Consider the following 16,104-nt stretch of genomic DNA (forward strand, 5'->3'; position numbering starts at 1 on the left):
GGAGTTCTGGAGGCCAGGCAGCCTGACGCCGGACGGCGCGACTTTCCTCCGACAGTTTATCGCCGTGCCCGGAGGGACGTTGAATTGTGACCACATTCCGGCCCTGGGACGCCGTGGTGCCGCGGACAGGGCTGGGGCAGGCCCAGCCGGGTTGACGTACGACGGCGGGAGGCCGCCAGGTGCCTCAGCCGAGGGCGTTGCGGCGGCCCTCGAAGGCGCGGCCCAGGGTGACCTCGTCGGCGTACTCCAGGTCACCGCCCACGGGGAGGCCCGAGGCAAGGCGGGTCACGGCAATGCCGATCGTCTTGAGCATGCGGGCCAGGTAGGTGGCCGTTGCCTCGCCCTCCAGGTTGGGGTCGGTGGCGATGATGACTTCCTGGATCTCGCCGTCGTTCAGCCGGGTAAGCAGTTCGCGGATCCGCAGCTGTTCCGGTCCCACCCCGGCGATGGGATTGATGGCCCCGCCCAGCACGTGGTACCGGCCGCGGAACGAACGGGTGCGCTCCACCGCCAGGACGTCTTTGGACTCCTCCACGACGCAGATGACGGCGGGATCGCGGCGCGGGTCGCGGCAGATGTTGCACAGCTCCTGCTCCGTGACGTTGCCGCAGACGGTGCAGAACTTCACCCGTTCCTTGACGGTGGTGATGGCTTCAACCAGCCGCTTCATGTCCTGGGGGTCGGCTTCAAGAATGTGGAACGCCAACCGCTGTGCGGACTTGGGCCCCACTCCCGGAAGGCGTCCGAGCTCATCTATCAGCTCCTGGACAGCACCTTCGTACACGTTTCCCTCTTTAGCTTGGTGTGAATAGCGGGTGGATCATTCAGGTGGCCATGCCCCGGCGGCAGCCTTGCCGGCCGTCAATAACGCGGCGTGACCGGGCTTCCGTCCAGGGTCCGCTCCTCGATCAGTTTTCCGCCCAGGATGCGCTCCACGGCGGCCCGGCCGAACACGCCCGATTCCTCGATGGTTTCATCGTCGGCGCTTGGGATGTCCTGGACATATGCGCTCGGAGCAGCGGCGGCCCTGGCCGGTGCCTTGGCGCGTCCGGCCTCGGCTTCAGGACTGTTGGACAGCCGCTGGTAAAGGCTTTGCCGCGTTTCCGTTCGTCCGGGCGCGGGCGCGGCAGCCGTCGGCTGGTGGCGGGAGGGTGCAACCGTGGTCTGACCAACCGTGGCCTGCGTGACAGAGGCCGGGGCAACCGCTGCGGGTGCGGCAGCCGCCATGGCGAATTCGGGGACCGGAGTGCGGTCGGGGGACGGTGCCTGGTAGCTTCCCGCAGCCGCCTCCCCTTGGCCGGAGCCGGAAACTGCACCCGGAGTCCAGTCTGGCCCTGCTGCCGCCGTGCCAGCAGCCGCTGTGGCAGGGGCCGCCGGGATGGAGGGCGGCACCTGGGCAGTTGCGGGCGCGTAGTGGGGGACGGAGGCCGATGCCCCAATGTTGTCAGTCACTGAAGCAGGTGCGGGCTTGGCGCCCACGTTGCTCTTGTCTCCGACCACCCAAATGCCCGGTGCCTGTTCGACGGCCCGGGTCCAGGGGTCGTGGGCGGCACCCGCAGGCTGGGCGGCAGTTTGGGCAGCGGTGCCGGTGGGCATGCCGTTGGCAGCAGTCGCCCGGGGGTGTGCAGCAGGCTCAGGGGAGCTTCCGCCTGCCGGCTGGCGGCTGGCAGGGGCCGACGATGATGGCGCCGTCCGGTTGCCGGGGCGAGCAGAGGGCTCCCAGTCCATGGGGGGCTCCTCATCCAGCGGGGGAGCGTCCTCATCCCGCGGCGGCCCCCAGTCGTCGTCGGAGTAGGAGTAGTCGCCTCCCGCTGACGGGTACGTGGACTGGGCGCGGTCCGTGCCGGATGAGTTGGCAGCGGTTTCCGCGCCGTTGGCTGTGGCGCGGACAGGCTCCGTGCCTTGGTTGCCCCGGGTGTTGGCGTCAACCACGGGAGCTGCTTCCGGAGAGGGGGCAGCCGCAGGAGTGACCGTGGCTGCTGCCGACGGGCTTGCGGCAACAGCAGAACTCCCGGAACTGCGGGCAGGGGCGGAGCTTCCCGCGACGCCGGAGCTGCCGGCACCCGCGGAGCTATTAACCGCCGCGGTGCGCCCGGCGCTCCCGCCCGGCGGTGACCCAGGGGCTGCCGCGGCTTCGCGCGCCGGCGACGGTGGGGCTGCTTGAGCAGGCGCGGGAGCCAGCCCCCACGCAACGTCAGCTGAGGTGGCCGGAACCACCGGGCTGGCGGGCACTTTTGGGTTTGGCTCAGAGCTCGCCTGGCTGGCGCCGCCGGCAACCGCATGGATCTGGCAGTCAATGCCGACGGTCTTGTGGATGGCCTGGCGCAGATTGTCCGAGTGGTCCGCCCTGCCGAAGGCGCCGGCAAGCCCGGACGTGGTGAAGGACAGGGTCAGGACACTGCCGTCGAAGGCGCTGACCTGTGCATTCGGCTCAACGAGTGCCCAGGTGCTGCGCTTGATTTTGGACAGGGCCTGCAGGACGTCCGGCCAGGCCCTGCGGAGAACTTCCACGTCGCCCATGGCCGGAGGAGCGGCCGGGACGGACCCGCCGGGCGCTTCGTGGTGCGCCGCCGGTGCCTGGTGGGCAGGTGGCTGCGGAACTGATGCCTGGTTGCCGGGTGCCTGGTGGTTTGGCGTCTGGTTACCAGCGGCCTGCGGGCTGTCCTGTGCCTGCGGCGCGGCTCCGTGGCCGGGCGCCTGGCGGTCTTCCTGTGCCTGCGGCGCAGCATTCGTTTGCGGCCCCGCAGTGGGCGCGGCCGAATTGGTTTGCTGGGCCGCGTTGTCGGCGCCCGCAGCGGCGGTGCCCTGTGGTGGCCGGGCCCGGGCCGGTTCCTCGACGGGCCAGTCGCTGGTGCTGACCCGCGGCGGCGTGAGGGGGCTGCTGGGGCCGTCAGCGGCGGAGGCAACCTGCCCGACGCCGAAGGCGGGTGCGGCGGAAACAGCCGGGGCGGTCGGAGTGGTGTTTCCGGCCATGCCCGGGGCAGAAGACGGCGCGGCAGAGTTGCCGGCACCGGACTGAACCGGCGTGGGCGTGGCCGATGCGGGCTGAGCAGCTGCGGGCTGAGCACCGGCGGATTGGGCAGGCGGCTCTTGGGCGGCCGAATCCTGCGCGCGGGGGGAGGGGGCGGCAGGAGTGGCAGTGCCAGCGGTTGCCGGGACTGCCGCCGCTGGCACCGCCGCGGCTGCCGGCGCTGCCGTTGCGGGAGCACCGACGTCGTTCCCTGCGTAGTTCAGCCGCCGCTCCACCCGGTCGATCCGCGCCGCCATGCCGCGCTCGTTCTGTTCGGAGCTCGGCAGCAGGATCCGGGCGCACAGCAGTTCCAGGTGCAGCCGGGGGGATGTGGCCCCGGTCATTTCGGTCAGGGCGGTATTGGTGACATCCGCTGCCCGGGAAAGTTCCGCCGCTCCAAGGTTGTGGGCCTGGTTCTGGAGGCGGGCGATTTGGTCCGCCGGCATCCCGCGGAGGATGGCGTGGGCGCTTTCGGGCATGGCCTGGACAATGATCAGGTCGCGGAAACGCTCCAGCAGGTCCTCAACGAACCGGCGCGGATCGTGGCCCGTCTGGATGACACGGTCAACGGCACGGAAAACGGTGGCGGCGTCGGAAGCAGCCACGGCCTCCACGACGTCGTCCAGCAGCGAGGCATGGGTGTAGCCAAGCAGCGCCACGGCGAGCTCGTAGTCCAGCCCGTTGGGTCCGGCGCCTGCCATGAGCTGGTCCAGGACCGAGAGCGAGTCACGGACGGAGCCGCCGCCGGCCCGGATGACCAGGGACAGGACCCCCGGGGCGACGGGAACGTTTTCCTGGCGGCAGAGGAGCTCCAGGTAGGCCATCAGGGGCTCGGGCGGCACCAGCCGGAACGGGTAGTGGTGGGTCCGGGAGCGGATGGTTCCAATGACCTTGTCCGGCTCCGTGGTGGCGAAGATGAACTTGATGTGTTCCGGCGGCTCTTCCACGATCTTCAGCAGGGCGTTGAACCCGGCGGAGGTGACCATGTGGGCTTCGTCGATGATGAAGATCTTGTAGCGGTCCCGCACCGGGGCGTAGGTGGCGCGCTCGCGGAGGTCCCGGGCGTCGTCGACACCGCCATGGCTCGCGGCGTCAATCTCGATGACATCAAGGGAGCCTGAACCGCCGCGGGCCAGCTCAACGCAGCTGGGGCAGGTTCCGCAGGGGGTGTCCGTGGGGCCCTGGGCGCAGTTGAGGCAGCGGGCCAGAATACGGGCGGAGGTGGTCTTGCCGCAGCCCCTGGGGCCGGAAAAAAGGTAGGCATGGTTGACGCGGTTTTTCCGCAAAGCCGTCATCAGCGGCTCGGTGACATGCTCCTGCCCGATAACGTCAGCGAACGAGTCGGGACGGTATCTGCGGTACAGGGCGGTAGTAACTGTCACAGAGAAAACCCTACCAATCCGGGCCGACATCATGCCGCCCTGTGGGGGAATAGTAAAGACCCCCCATGCACCCGCCAGAGCCCGTCTACCCTTGCTACCTTCCGGTCCTGGGGGAGTTCAACAGGATGACGCCACATGAGGGGCCGTCAGATACTTTACCCGAACATCCGGCGCGACTCGAATCGGCTCCCGGCCCCGGCGCTGGACGCTCCGGGATGCCCCCGGTGCAGTGCCGGAAGGCGCCCGGAGCTCGGATTTCCATTGCTTATCTCTGCCCCAGCCGGGATCATGGGTATGTACACCGATTGGGGCAATCTCAAGGTTGTGAGCTGCGTGGCCTGGCTTAACGGGCCGGACCCGGCAGTTCAACGGTGCAACAGGGAATGGGCGCATTGGGGGCGTCCATTTTCACGCTCCTGCGTAAGATTCACCGCCCCTTCAGAGAGCGGACGTGGACGCCGCAAAACCGGTGCCGGATGGGCCAATTGGGCGATGCGGAAAACTTCAGGTAATCTAGTACCTGCTTTTGATTCAGAAGCAGTTGGAGAATTCGCCTAGCGGCCTATGGCGCACGCCTGGAACGCGTGTTGGGTTAACGCCCTCGGGGGTTCAAATCCCCCATTCTCCGCCGGTCAAGAACCCGGCCCCGGTAACCCAGGGGCCGGGTTCTTGCTTTTCCACCGTCGCAGCCTTGTTTTTGAGGGTCAGGCCACGCCTGCAAAGGGTTCACCAAGCCGCCTCAGCCGCTGCCGCGCTGCTGTCTCGCTGGGGCCCATCCGTCTCCGGGGACCGCCCAACGCGAGATGGACGACGCCGAGCACCACCTTTGTTGCCAGCCTCACCGGCAGGGGAAAGGGGCCCAGCCGTGGAACAGAAAGTCCCAGCATCTGCCGGTACTGCGGCTCCAGGCTGTAGACCGCAGCGGCAAACAGGATCCGGTAGCCAGGCTTCAGCAGGGGATGCAGCGGCGCGTTGCGGATAAACTCTACGGTCTCCTTCACCCGGCCATCCGCCCGAAGGTCGCCCTGCGCGTACCACTGGTCCAGTTGGCTGCGCATCTGTGTTTCCGTCAGCGGCGGCTCTTCCACCCCCATCATGCGCCCGGCCTGGGCCCATTCCCGGACGTATGCGTCCGCGCCGCCGGGGATGGGCCCGCCCCAAATCCTGTGCGCTGCGAGGAAACCATCCGTGAAGGCTATGTGGATCCAGTTGGCCAGCTCCGGATCGTTGGCGCTGTAGGCGCGTACTCCGCCGTCGTTGTCCTCATAGTTGCCCTGGACAGGCTCGTGGAGGCGGCGGACACGCCTTGTTGCCTCTTCCGCGGCTGCCGTGGACCCATAGGTCACCGTGAAGATCCAGCGGATGGTGTTGGCCAATCGGCGCAGGGGATCTTCGCGGAAATTGGAGTGCTCGTGCACCCCTGCCAGTGCGCCCGGATGAAGCGACTGCATGAGCAGCGTGCGGATTCCTCCCACGATGGGCGTCATGGAACCGTGTACTGCCCACACCGCTGAACCGGGCAGGTGGTACCCGGGGTCGTCGCCTTCGGCCAGCTTCAGCGTCCAGTCAGGCGGGGCATCAGCCCTGCCTGAGAAGGTCTTCTTGACTTCGTCCTGCCATGTACGAAGGACATTGCGCATGAGACATTGTTGCCCATTTCCAGGCCGGCAGCTGGATCCAGCGGAGATGCGCGGACCCGATCCCCTAACGGTCCACAAAAAACCCGCATTGTCCCGCTCTGGGGTTTCCCCGACTGCCCTCCTGTGGTCCCATGGGACATACCGTCGAGACAACGTGCGGCAGGCCACGTCGTGGAGTCACTGAAGTGGGCAAAAATTCCGTGCCCGGCCACAGCAAGCCGGACCCGCGTACCTTTTCTGCCGCTGCCCGCGCCGTCGCTGCTGCCGGGGTGCTTGCGGCATCCGTGTGCGCCGTCAACCTTTCCACCGGCTCCGCAGAGCCGCCACAGTTGGCGCGGTCAGTTACCGCTGCGGGGACCACCCCGGGCGTTCCTGCCCTGTCCGGAACTTCCGGAACGGTCAACGGGCAGGAAACGCCACGCGAACCAGCTTCGACGCCGGTGGACCAGATCAACGCGCGCACCCTTCCGCCCGCCATCCTGTCCAATCCGCAGGTCAACCTGGCCTTCCCGCACACGGCAATTGGCGGCGTCGGCCAGGGGACCGGAGCCGCCCTGACAGTTGGCCCGGCGGGTGCGGGCAGGCCCTTGGCCGGCTTCCTGATGGCACCTCTTCAGCTTCTGGACCCGAGCTCGCCGTTCGGTTTCCGGGTCAGTCCAATCAGCGGGTCAGCGGGCGACTTCCACCTGGGCCAGGATTATGCAGCGCCCTGCGGGACACCCGTCTATGCCGCTGATTCCGGTGTGGTGCGGGCAGCCGGCTGGCACCCCTGGGGCGGCGGCAACCGGGTGGAGATTGACCACGGCGACGGGCTCATCACCACCTACAACCACCTGGAATCCATCGGCGTGCGCACCGGTGACAAGGTGCAGGTGGGCCAGGTCATCGCACGCGTGGGCACCACCGGGTGGTCCACGGGCTGCCACCTGCATTTCGAGTCCATCCTGAACGGCCGCTACACCAACCCCTTGAGATGGAGTTTCCTCCAGCTCCGCGCTCTGAACCAGGCCCTTCCAGCCGGGATGGTTTCATACGTGCCCGGCCAGGGGCTGTCCAGCGGCAGGATCAGCTGGACCATCCCGCTCCAGGTCGACCCGGGGGACGGATTCCCGGCAGCCGGGCTCCAGGTGTCGCCCTTCCCGCCGCTCCTGGTACCGGGTCCGGGCCCAACGCCCGCCCGGGCAACGGGCGTTGTGCTCCCCCCACCCGACGTGCAATTGACGACGACGACGTCCCCGCCACCCGCTGAACCGTCGGGAAGTGCCGCGCCGCTTTCGCCCAGCCCGGCACCCAGCGATCCGTCGGCTGAGCCGGCAAGCCCGACGCCGTCTCCATCCCCGACAGGACCGTCACCGTCGCCCACTTCGCCGAGTCCGTCGCCGTCTGACCGTGCAAGCCCCACGCCCTCGCCATCGCCAAGCCCCACGCCCTCGCCAAGTCCGTCGCCGACGTCGCCAGGTCCGACGCCGTCGCCGACACCCATTCAGCCCACGCCCTCGCCGTCGCCAAGTCCGACGCCGTCGCCGACACCCATTCAGCCCACGCCCAGCGAACCGGCTCCGGCGCCAACGCCGGTTGAGCCGGCGCCCGCACCAGCACCGGTTGAACCCGCGCCCGCACCAGCACCGGTTGAACCCGCGCCCGCACCTGTACCTGCTCCGGCACCAACGCCGGTTGAACCGGCCCCTGCTCCAGCGCCAGCACCTGTCGAACCTGCCCCTGCACCGGCACCCACCACTGTCGCGCCGGCACCAGCCCCGACCCTGCCGCCCGCGGAGCCCGCACCAACGCCGACGCCCACGCCTACTCCCACGTTGACCGAACCAGTACCAACGGCGCCCCCGGCCTAGGGAATTTCCACCTGGGACCCGTACGGTGGGGCGCCGGCACCGAATTCCCTGTATGAGCAACTTTCAGCTGACACGCCGCCCGCGACCCCTCTGTCCGATCCCGCTGATCCTCAACGACGGCACCAGGACGAACTTCGGCCAGTTCGAGGGAAGAGTGGTGATGGTGGTCAACGTGGCCTCCAACTGTGGCTTAACGCGGCAGTACGCCGGACTGGAGGCCCTCTACGGTAAGTTCCGCGACCGGGGGTTCGAGGTCCTGGGTGTCCCGTGCAACCAATTCGCAGGCCAGGAACCGGGTACGGACAGCGACATCGCGGGCTTCTGCGAACGGAATTTCGGTGTCACGTTCACGTTGACGGCCAAGGCAGAGGTCCGCGGCAGGAACCAGCACCTGCTCTATTCCGAGCTCACCAAGTTCAAGACCGGACTGCTGCCGGGGCTGGTGAAGTGGAACTTCGAGAAGTTCCTGGTCAACCGCGAGGGGGATGTCGTGGCCCGGTTTGCCCCAACGGTGGAACCGGATTCGCCTGAGGTCATCGACGCGATTGAAGAAGCACTCGGGTAAACGCCTTCTCGGCGAATCAGCTCTGCAAAAGCGCAGTTCTCATAACTTTATCCACATCAGCTACGGCGATTTACCCCATGTTTGCCAAATGTCTGATTGGATAAATATTACTGAAGGGTACAAGGGAAGAACGGCTTCCCACCGACCATAGAGGTAGCAATGGAGCACATCGAGGCCGAACATCCCCGGCCACGCCACTTCCTACTCCACCTGAGCGATCCCCACCTGTTGGGAGGTCCGGACCCCCTCTACGGATCAGTCGACAGCGAAGCCAGGCTCATCCAGCTCTTCGACGAAGTCAAGGCGTCCGGGGCCAGGCCTGAAGCGGTGATCTTCACCGGCGACCTGGCTGACAAGGGTGATCCGCAAGCCTATGTGAAGCTCCGGGCCATCGTGGATCCTGCCTGCAAGGAACTAGGCGCCCAGGTTATCTGGGCCATGGGAAACCATGACGACCGCGCGAACTTCCGCAAGGGCCTGCTCGACCAGCCCGGCACCGACGAACCCGTGGATAACAGCTACTTCATCAACGGGCTGCGCGTGATCACCCTGGACACCAGCGTCCCGGGGTTCCACCACGGCGAACTAAGCGCAGCGCAACTGGAGTGGCTGGCCCGCCAGCTGGAGACCCCTGCCCCGGACGGCACCATCCTGGCCCTCCACCACCCGCCGGTCCCGTCCGTGCTGGACCTTTCGGTGCTGGTGGAACTGCGCGACCAGGCATCCCTGGCGGCGGTGGTCCGCAACTCGGACGTCCGCACCATCCTGGCCGGCCACCTGCACTACTCCACCACGGCGAGCTTCGCCGGCGTTCCCGTTTCGGTCGCCTCCGCCTCCTGCTACACCCAGGACCTCAACGTCCCTGCGGGCGGAACCCGCGGGCAGGACGGCGGCCAGGCCTTCAACCTTGTGCACGTGTATGAACACACCATCGTGCACTCTGTGGTGCCGATGGGCAGTGCGCCCACAGTGGGCGAGTACGTGTCCCCCGAAGAGACGGCCCGGCGGCTGGCGGCTGCCGGGATCCGGATCCCGGAGACCACCAAACAGCGCGGCAGCGCCAAGCTCGGCGCGCCCACCCGGCGCTAGGACCTGCTCCACGGAGGCGCGGCCCTGCATCCGGCTGCTCCAACGCCTGGCCGGCCACACAGCGCGTGGTCAGACCCAGCGCGTGGCCGGCTTACTTCTCCCAGGGTGCCTTGATGGGGAAGTACCTTTCCAGGAAGTCCGTCACCACTTCGGCTCGCTCGTCCGCGCTGACCTCAGGGAAGCTGCCGTCGTTAAGGCAGAAGAAGTCCATGTTCCGCTTGGCGAGCAGCTTGGGCAGGTACTTGAGGCCGGAGCGCATGGTGGTGTCCACGTAGCGCACCTTGGCCGCTGTCTGCGTGACGGCGCGGCCGGTGAGCAGGGCGTAGTAGTGGTAGAACGAGTTGGTGACGGAGATGTTGTCCGCTGCACGGAACCGGCTGGCCGCCGTCTTGCGGAACTCCTCCGGGAACTCCTCCTCCATCTGGTTCACCACGCTGCGCCGCAGGGGCGCGGCGGTGTGTTCCAGGTGCCGGGTGGTGATGCGGCCGAACCGGTTCCACAGGAGCTTGCGGTTCACGCGGGCCGCATTTTCAAACCCGCTGCGCTCGGCGTCGTTCTCGCCCAGGCCAATCCTGGTTTCCGCCTCGATGAACTTGGTGATGCCCCCGGGGGTGAAGAACATGTCCGGGCCCACCGGGCGGCCAAAGAACATGTCGTCGTTGGAGTAGAGGAAGTGCTCGGACAGCCCTTCGATGTGCTGCAGCTGGCACTCCACGGCCTGGGAGTTGTGCGTGGGCAGCACCGAGGGGTCGGAAAAGAACTCCTCGCTCCGCACGATGGTGACGGACGGATGCTCTGCCAGCCAGGCAGGAGCGGGGGAGTCAGTGGCAATGAAGATCCGCCGGATCCAGGGCGCGAACATGTACACAGACCGCAGCGCGTACTTGAGTTCGTTGATCTGCCGGAACCGGGCCTCATGGTCGTCGCCTTCGCCCAGGACATGGCCCTTTTGCTGTGCCCGGCGGGCCGCGATGTATTCGGGGGAGCTGCCGTCCACCCAGGAGAAGACGATGTCCACGTCGAAGCTGATGTCGCTCGCGTGGTCCGCGAACATGTTCTCGATGGTGGGCCACGTGTGGCCGTAGCGTTCTACGGTGCCCCGGACCGCATCCTGGCGCAGCATGGTCCTGCGGGTCAGGGAGTTTTCGATGGGGAGGATGAGCTGCTCGCCCTCGAAGGACCAGAGCTCGATCTGGACGCCGGCGGAAGCGCCGAACTCAAAGCCGCCCACCGGCTCCACCCGCGGCCGGTACAGGCGGAAAATGCGTCCCTGCCGGTTGGGGGACAGCTCACCGTCAGCCACCAGGACGGAGGTTTTCTTCTTGGCGTCCACGGTCATGGAATAGAACGGTTCGTCCCGGCACGCCTCCACCAGGGCAACCCGGAGCTTCTTCCGGTCCTTCCAGTCCAGGGCCACCACAGGCCGGTCGTTGTTGCCGCGGACCAGGAGGTAGGCAAGGCCCGCGTTGGCCAGGACATTGCGCAGGAACAGCAGGTCTTCCACCATGGCCTGGTACGGGGTCCTGGTGTCATTGATCAGGGCATAGCGGCCCTTGTGCCGGATGACGTCAGGGCGGTGCTTGAGCCGTTGCTCCGCCGCCGCCGACGTGATCTCGGCGTGAAATTGTTCCTCCACGGACGCCTGGCCGCCGTAGTAGACCTCGTCCTGGACCGGTGCTTCTGTAATGGTTGTCTCCGTGCTGGTGGAAGTGGGCATTCTTACCTGCATGATAGTCCTGCCAAAGTAACGGCAGGTTTCGCGGGCACCGTTTGGGTCCGCTTCGAACGGCCGACGGCGGCCCGGCAGCGGCTCAGGCGTCCAGCGCGTCCCGCCAGGCGCGCAGGAAGGCGCCCCCGGCGTCGTCGTGGATCACTGTTGCCTCCAGCCCCAGGTCCGCTGCCGTCAGCACCGGGTAGGGCTTGGCAGGCACGCCGTCCGCCGGCCGCACGTCAACGTGCTTCACGGGGTGGTCGTTGTGGTGCAGCCAGTCCGCCATCGCGTAATCGGTGCGGGAATCGCCCACGGTCCGCCACGCCTGCGGCGTGATGCCCTGGGCCGCAAGGAGCTCCACCGCGCGGCTGGCGCCCAGGTCCTTCCCCAGCCGCACCGACTCGATGTCAGTGGAGATGATGGTGGGATCCACGCGGTAGTCCACCTCGTCGTCGGAATTGGGGGCGTGGTGGTCAAGCCGCACGACGCCCAGCCCATGGCGTGCCATGAGCTCCATGGCCTCGGCGTCGAACAGCTTCTGCTCTGCCAGGTAGTCGGCGCTGGGCACGCTGATGTGCTGCTCCACGGACACCATGGCGCGCTTGGTCTCGTCAAAGAACATGTGGGCGGCATAGTCCTCCGCCACGAGCCGGCGGATGTCGTCGCCGTAGGCCGCAGGAACGGCAAGCTCCCGGTCTACGTGGATGGGGCCGGGGCCCGCGGAGGTGTAGCTGAACCACACGGCGCCCTTTTCGCAGATGGCGTGGATGACGGTCCCTGCCGGAATGCCGGCCGCGATCATCGGCTCCATAACCTGCTCGCGGATGAAGGCGTCCGAACGGCCGGTATTGAAGATGACGGGAATGCCGGCCGCCGCGAGCGCCACCAGGTCCGCGATGATCTCCGGTTTGACGTCCCGGGTGACCGGGCTGGCCACCGGTCCGTCCACGTCCAGCAGGAGTGCCAGCGGCGGTGCGGACGGCAGGCGGATTCCGGGCGCGGACACGGCAGGGGACTCGGATACTGTCATGGGTCCATTCTGTCAGCAGGACCGGCGCCGTCCCGTGCGGAGCCTGCGGACCGGGCCGTGTGGCGGATGGTCACTGTTTGGCTACAACCTGGCGCGGGTCAGCCCTGCTACTTTCGCTGAGGCACCACGGTGCCTACTGTGGCATGGTGATATTCAAAGCTGTGGGCGAGGGCCGCCCTTACCCCGACCATGGATACAGCACTCCCAAGCAGTGGGCATCGCTGCCGCCGCGACCGGTCCGGCTGGACGAACTGGTAACCACAAAGCGGACCCTGGACCTGGAAGCGCTGCTCGCGGAAGACTCCACATTTTTCGGTGACCTGTTCCCGCACGTGGTGCAGTACCAGGGGACCCTCTACCTGGAGGACGGCCTCCACCGTGCGGTGCGGACCGCCCTGCACCAGCGCACTGCGATCCATGCCCGGGTCCTGGTGCTCGATGGCTAGCAAGCGGCCAAAGGACCCTGGCGTCCTTCATGGCCACCACGTTGTTTCCGGTCCTGAGCTGCGCGCCGCCATGGAAGCGGCCAACGACGCCGACGAGACCGCCCGGGTTCGCCGCCGCGTGCTGCACGGGGTGGTGCTGGTCCTGCTGATCGGCGTGATCGGCGCAGGCATTCTCCTTGCCGTGGCCATCATCAATGGCCGGCTGAAGATTCCGTCCGCCGAGCCGGCCCCGACGCCCGTGTCGTCATGCCCGGCGTCGATGTTCGACTTCACGCCCAGCGACAAGATCAACCTCAACGTCTACAACTCCACAAGCCGGCCCGGGCTGGCCCGCTCCGTGGCGGATGAGTTCCTGGCACGCAAGTTCGTGGTGGGGAACGTATCGAATATCAATGCCGGCTACCGTGGCGTGGCTGCCGTGGTGTCAGGTGTTGCAGGCCAGGCTGCGGCGTTCACGGTGCAGCGCAACGTGCCTGGCTCGGACTATTTCCAGGACGGCAGGACCGATGCCAGCGTGGACGTCGTCCTGGCGCAGGACTACAAGGCGCTCGTCCCGCCGGAGTTGGTGGACCAGACGCCCGGCAAACTCAGCTGCCCGCGGGAAAGCCGCCGCACGGCGGATACCGACAAGCTGCCCGTCATGCCGGCCGCTGCCCCGACGCCCTGACCGCCACTTGCCGGACTCAGCCGGCCACTGCCGGAAGCTGGGCCACCCGGACAGGCCGCCCGTCGCCGTCGAACCTTGCACCTGCGCCCAACTGGATGAAGCGCACCGTCCTGGCCACCCGCGCCTCCAGCTCGGCCGGCTCGTCGCTGCCCCTCGCCGCGCTTGAGGACAAGGTGCCCAGGATCAGCTGGGACTGCTGGCCCACGTCCGCCACCGGCAGGTAGCCCTGCTCCATGCCGTCACGCAGGATGCCCTGCAGCAGCACGCTCAGCTCGCCCACATGGTCGGAGAGCTTGGCAAAGGACGACGGCGACAGCACCGCCCCCATGGCAGGTCCCGGCGGGAGGTGGCGCCGGCTGAGGTCAACCACCTGGGCGCGGACGTACAGGGCCAGTCGCTCCACCGGGTTCTCCAGCCGGTTCAGCGAATCGCGCAGGTCGGAGAGGAACTTCTCGGTCTCGTCCAGGGCGTAGGAGATCAAGAGTTCTTCGATGTCCGCGTAGTAGTTGTACACCGCGGTGCGGCCCACTCCTGCGTGCCGGGCCACGTCCGTCATGGTCAACCCGGGAAGGCCGTGGGTGAAAAGGAGCTCGCCGAAAGCGGTGAGGATACGGCGCTGGGTGTCCGCACGTTGTTCGGCATTGCTGGCCGCTGAAATCCTGGGCATACAGACACTTTACCGCTATGTGTCAGTAAAAGGCGCTAGACCGCGCAGCCGTCGGGGCCGCAAGCCCCGGCATCGGCCTCGGATGAATGGACCAGGACCAACGGATTGACGTCCTGCCACGCCTGGTTGAGGGCGGCGGTGAACGTCTCCACAGGTTGGGCGCCGGAGAGCCCGAATTTGCGGTCGATCACGAAGAACGGGACGCCGCTTATCCCGAGGCCCTGGGCTTCCTGGAAGTCCAGCCTGACCTCGGCCGAGTACCTGTCCGTGGTGAAGAGTTCCTCCAGCTCGTTGGCAGGAAGGCCCAGGTCGCCGCCCAGGGAGGTCAGGTAGTCCCGGCTGCCGATGTCCTTGCCGTGCTCGAAGTGGTCGCTGAGCAGGCGCTCCTTCGCCGCATCCTGCCTGCCATGAGCCGCCGCGAGGTGGATCAGGCGGTGGGCAGTGAAACTGTTGGCCACCACTACTTTGTCGAACCGGTAGTCCAGGCCTTCGCCCTTGGCCTGCTGGGCCACATGGTCGAACATCTGCGAAACCTGGGGGGCCGGCATGCCCTTGCGGCTGCTCAGGTACTCCAGTTCGGTCCCGTCGTAGTGGTCCGGCAGCGTTGGGTCCAGCTGGTAGCTCCGCCACACCACGTCGACGGCGTCACGGTGCGGAAAGGCTGCCAGCGCAGCCTCGAACCGGCGCTTGCCGATGAAACACCACGGGCATGCAACATCTGACCAGATCTCAATCTTCATGCCCTGCACAACCTGCGGGCTGCGGCGGCCATTCCGGGCCACCACTATGAGATGCCGCACATGCACTCTTGTGGCTGGAGCCTTCCTGCGGAATAGTCAGATCAGAGGTCAAGCAGCAGGCCCCTTCGAAGCTCAAAACACCGCGCTGAACCAACCACGCCCGGTGGAGTAGTGCCCGGCCAGCTGGGGAGCCCGGCCTGTATCACCTGGGAGGCCAGGAATGCGGATTGGACTTGTAACGGGGCCGTGGATTCCGGTTCCACCCGCAACATACGGGGGAACGGAAAGAGTGGTGGACACGCTGGCCAGGGGCTTCGCCGCGGCCGGGCATGAGGTGCTGTTGGCCGCGCCGGCGGACAGCACCTGTCCGGTGCAGATCGCTCCAGGGATGCGCGCCGCCGGGTACGAAGGGATGGGCACCACCATCAGCGAGCTCAGCCATATCGTCAGGGCATACGAGGGGCTGCAGGACGTGGATATCATCCACGACCACACCATGGCCGGCCCGCTCTACCTGCACCGGCCGGACGGCGTGCCGGTGGCCACCACCATCCACGGGCCAATCCACGCCCAGGCGGCGGACATCTATCGCGCCATTGCCCGGCGCGCTGCCGTTATTGCCATCTCCAGGGACCAGGCCTCGCACGCTCCCGATGTTCCCGTCACCCGGGTCATACACCACGGAATGGATCTCTCAGCCGTGCCCGTGGGGACCGGCAGCGGCGGCTATCTGTGCTTCGTTGGCCGTTCGTGTCCGGACAAGGGACTGCTTGAGGCCATCACCATCGCCAGGAAGGCGGGCATGCACCTTAAGATCGCCGTAAAGATGCGCGACCCGGATGAGGTCCGCTTTTTCCGGGAGGTAATTGAACCGATCCTCGGCACCAACGAGGATTTCGTGGGGGAAGTGGACGATGCCGCCAAGTACCAGTTGATGGGTGGGGCCATGGCGTTCCTGAACCCCATCCAGTGGTCAGAGCCCTTCGGCCTGGTGATGATCGAGGCACTGGCCACTGGCACCCCGGTGATCGGCACGCTCATCGGCGCGGCCCCGGAAATTGTTGATCACGGCCGGACGGGCTTCCTGGGGAGGACCGACGAACTGGCCGGCTTTGTACCCGCAGCGGCAGCGCTGGACAGGTCCGTTTGCCGCAAAGATGTGGAGGACAGGTTCAGCGCCGAGCGGATGGTTGCAGAGCACCTTGAACTCTACGGCGACCTCATTGCAGGGAGGATGCTTCCGGGGGTTCCAGATGCTTCCCCAGTGGACCAGAATCGATAGGAACAGTGCTGCTTACCCCGATCCC

General features: G+C 67.0%; 13 protein-coding genes, 1 tRNA gene and 1 other RNA gene. 7 read left to right on the plus strand and 8 right to left on the minus strand.

All coding sequences use genetic code 11. The features are described 5' to 3' along the window. Window positions 1-184: 184 nt before the first annotated feature. From recR to ffs, 3 genes are all read right to left on the minus strand, one after another. Complete coding sequence (gene recR, locus ACTAQI_RS19560) at window positions 185-784, minus strand: recombination mediator RecR (protein ID WP_141158226.1); 600 nt, start codon at window positions 782-784, stop codon at window positions 185-187. Between the two features lie 77 nt (window positions 785-861). Beyond that, a complete protein-coding gene (locus tag ACTAQI_RS19565; protein ID WP_457948081.1) occupies window positions 862-4,392 on the minus strand; it encodes a DNA polymerase III subunit gamma and tau in 3,531 nt (1,176 codons plus the stop codon). A gap of 51 nt (window positions 4,393-4,443) precedes the next feature. Continuing rightward, an RNA gene (ffs, locus tag ACTAQI_RS19570) (signal recognition particle sRNA small type) lies at window positions 4,444-4,540 on the minus strand. Between the two features lie 395 nt (window positions 4,541-4,935). Here ffs and ACTAQI_RS19575 point away from each other — a divergent pair. Then, window positions 4,936-5,020 (plus strand) — tRNA-Ser (locus ACTAQI_RS19575). A 76-nt stretch (window positions 5,021-5,096) separates the two neighbouring features. On the opposite strand, the gene ACTAQI_RS19580 is transcribed toward ACTAQI_RS19575, so the two are convergent. Further along, complete coding sequence (locus ACTAQI_RS19580) at window positions 5,097-6,032, minus strand: oxygenase MpaB family protein (protein ID WP_457948082.1); 936 nt, start codon at window positions 6,030-6,032, stop codon at window positions 5,097-5,099. Between the two features lie 185 nt (window positions 6,033-6,217). On the opposite strand from ACTAQI_RS19580, the gene ACTAQI_RS19585 reads away from it, so the two are divergent. The 3 genes from ACTAQI_RS19585 (at window position 6,218) to ACTAQI_RS19595 (ending at window position 9,536) form a co-directional block, all read left to right on the plus strand. Further along, window positions 6,218-7,882 (plus strand): M23 family metallopeptidase, encoded by a 1,665-nt coding sequence (locus ACTAQI_RS19585; protein ID WP_457948084.1) that lies wholly within the window; start codon window positions 6,218-6,220, stop codon window positions 7,880-7,882. Window positions 7,883-7,934: 52 nt separating this feature from the next. Beyond that, a complete protein-coding gene (locus tag ACTAQI_RS19590) occupies window positions 7,935-8,447 on the plus strand; it encodes a glutathione peroxidase (RefSeq protein WP_457948086.1) in 513 nt (170 codons plus the stop codon). Between the two features lie 159 nt (window positions 8,448-8,606). After that, window positions 8,607-9,536 carry a phosphodiesterase gene (locus ACTAQI_RS19595; RefSeq protein WP_457948088.1) on the plus strand — a complete coding sequence of 310 codons (930 nt, stop codon included), beginning with the start codon at window positions 8,607-8,609 and terminating at the stop codon, window positions 9,534-9,536. A gap of 91 nt (window positions 9,537-9,627) precedes the next feature. Here the strand turns inward: ACTAQI_RS19595 and ACTAQI_RS19600 are convergent, their stop codons facing one another. Together ACTAQI_RS19600 and ACTAQI_RS19605 are read right to left on the minus strand one after the other, a co-directional pair. Further along, window positions 9,628-11,265, minus strand: coding sequence for a stealth family protein (locus ACTAQI_RS19600; RefSeq protein ID WP_457948090.1), 1,638 nt, complete (start codon window positions 11,263-11,265; stop codon window positions 9,628-9,630). An 82-nt stretch (window positions 11,266-11,347) separates the two neighbouring features. Beyond that, window positions 11,348-12,277 carry a hypothetical protein gene (locus tag ACTAQI_RS19605; protein ID WP_457948091.1) on the minus strand — a complete coding sequence of 310 codons (930 nt, stop codon included), beginning with the start codon at window positions 12,275-12,277 and terminating at the stop codon, window positions 11,348-11,350. A gap of 146 nt (window positions 12,278-12,423) precedes the next feature. On the opposite strand from ACTAQI_RS19605, the gene ACTAQI_RS19610 reads away from it, so the two are divergent. Both ACTAQI_RS19610 and ACTAQI_RS19615 read left to right on the plus strand, forming a co-directional pair. Further along, window positions 12,424-12,723 carry a type II toxin-antitoxin system VapB family antitoxin gene (locus ACTAQI_RS19610; protein ID WP_026264985.1) on the plus strand — a complete coding sequence of 100 codons (300 nt, stop codon included), beginning with the start codon at window positions 12,424-12,426 and terminating at the stop codon, window positions 12,721-12,723. After that, entirely contained in the window at window positions 12,716-13,390 is a 675-nt protein-coding gene (locus tag ACTAQI_RS19615) for a LytR C-terminal domain-containing protein (RefSeq protein ID WP_457948092.1), read from the plus strand. Before ACTAQI_RS19610 ends, ACTAQI_RS19615 begins: the two co-directional genes overlap by 8 nt. A gap of 16 nt (window positions 13,391-13,406) precedes the next feature. Here ACTAQI_RS19615 and ACTAQI_RS19620 read toward each other — a convergent pair whose 3' ends face one another. Next, window positions 13,407-14,057 (minus strand): TetR/AcrR family transcriptional regulator, encoded by a 651-nt coding sequence (locus ACTAQI_RS19620; protein WP_457948093.1) that lies wholly within the window; start codon window positions 14,055-14,057, stop codon window positions 13,407-13,409. A 35-nt stretch (window positions 14,058-14,092) separates the two neighbouring features. Further along, window positions 14,093-14,797 carry a DsbA family oxidoreductase gene (locus tag ACTAQI_RS19625; RefSeq protein WP_457948094.1) on the minus strand — a complete coding sequence of 235 codons (705 nt, stop codon included), beginning with the start codon at window positions 14,795-14,797 and terminating at the stop codon, window positions 14,093-14,095. Window positions 14,798-15,017: 220 nt separating this feature from the next. On the opposite strand from ACTAQI_RS19625, the gene ACTAQI_RS19630 reads away from it, so the two are divergent. Then, complete coding sequence (locus tag ACTAQI_RS19630; RefSeq protein WP_457948095.1) at window positions 15,018-16,079, plus strand: glycosyltransferase family 4 protein; 1,062 nt, start codon at window positions 15,018-15,020, stop codon at window positions 16,077-16,079. The last annotated feature ends 25 nt before the right edge of the window (window positions 16,080-16,104 follow it).

Source organism: Pseudarthrobacter sp. alpha12b (genome assembly GCF_054130495.1).

Bases quoted from the DNA above. Each gene is read 5' to 3' on its own strand.
- ACTAQI_RS19625 (WP_457948094.1), bottom strand. From the start codon at position 14,797: ATGAAGATTGAGATCTGGTCAGATGTTGCATGCCCGTGGTGTTTCATC.
- ACTAQI_RS19620 (WP_457948093.1), bottom strand. From the start codon at position 14,057: ATGCCCAGGATTTCAGCGGCCAGCAATGCCGAACAACGTGCGGACACC.
- ACTAQI_RS19580 (WP_457948082.1), bottom strand. From the start codon at position 6,032: ATGCGCAATGTCCTTCGTACATGGCAGGACGAAGTCAAGAAGACCTTC.
- ACTAQI_RS19600 (WP_457948090.1), bottom strand. From the start codon at position 11,265: ATGCAGGTAAGAATGCCCACTTCCACCAGCACGGAGACAACCATTACA.
- ACTAQI_RS19615 (WP_457948092.1), top strand. From the start codon at position 12,716: ATGGCTAGCAAGCGGCCAAAGGACCCTGGCGTCCTTCATGGCCACCAC.
- ACTAQI_RS19590 (WP_457948086.1), top strand. From the start codon at position 7,935: ATGAGCAACTTTCAGCTGACACGCCGCCCGCGACCCCTCTGTCCGATC.
- ACTAQI_RS19630 (WP_457948095.1), top strand. From the start codon at position 15,018: ATGCGGATTGGACTTGTAACGGGGCCGTGGATTCCGGTTCCACCCGCA.
- ACTAQI_RS19605 (WP_457948091.1), bottom strand. From the start codon at position 12,277: ATGACAGTATCCGAGTCCCCTGCCGTGTCCGCGCCCGGAATCCGCCTG.
- ACTAQI_RS19595 (WP_457948088.1), top strand. From the start codon at position 8,607: ATGGAGCACATCGAGGCCGAACATCCCCGGCCACGCCACTTCCTACTC.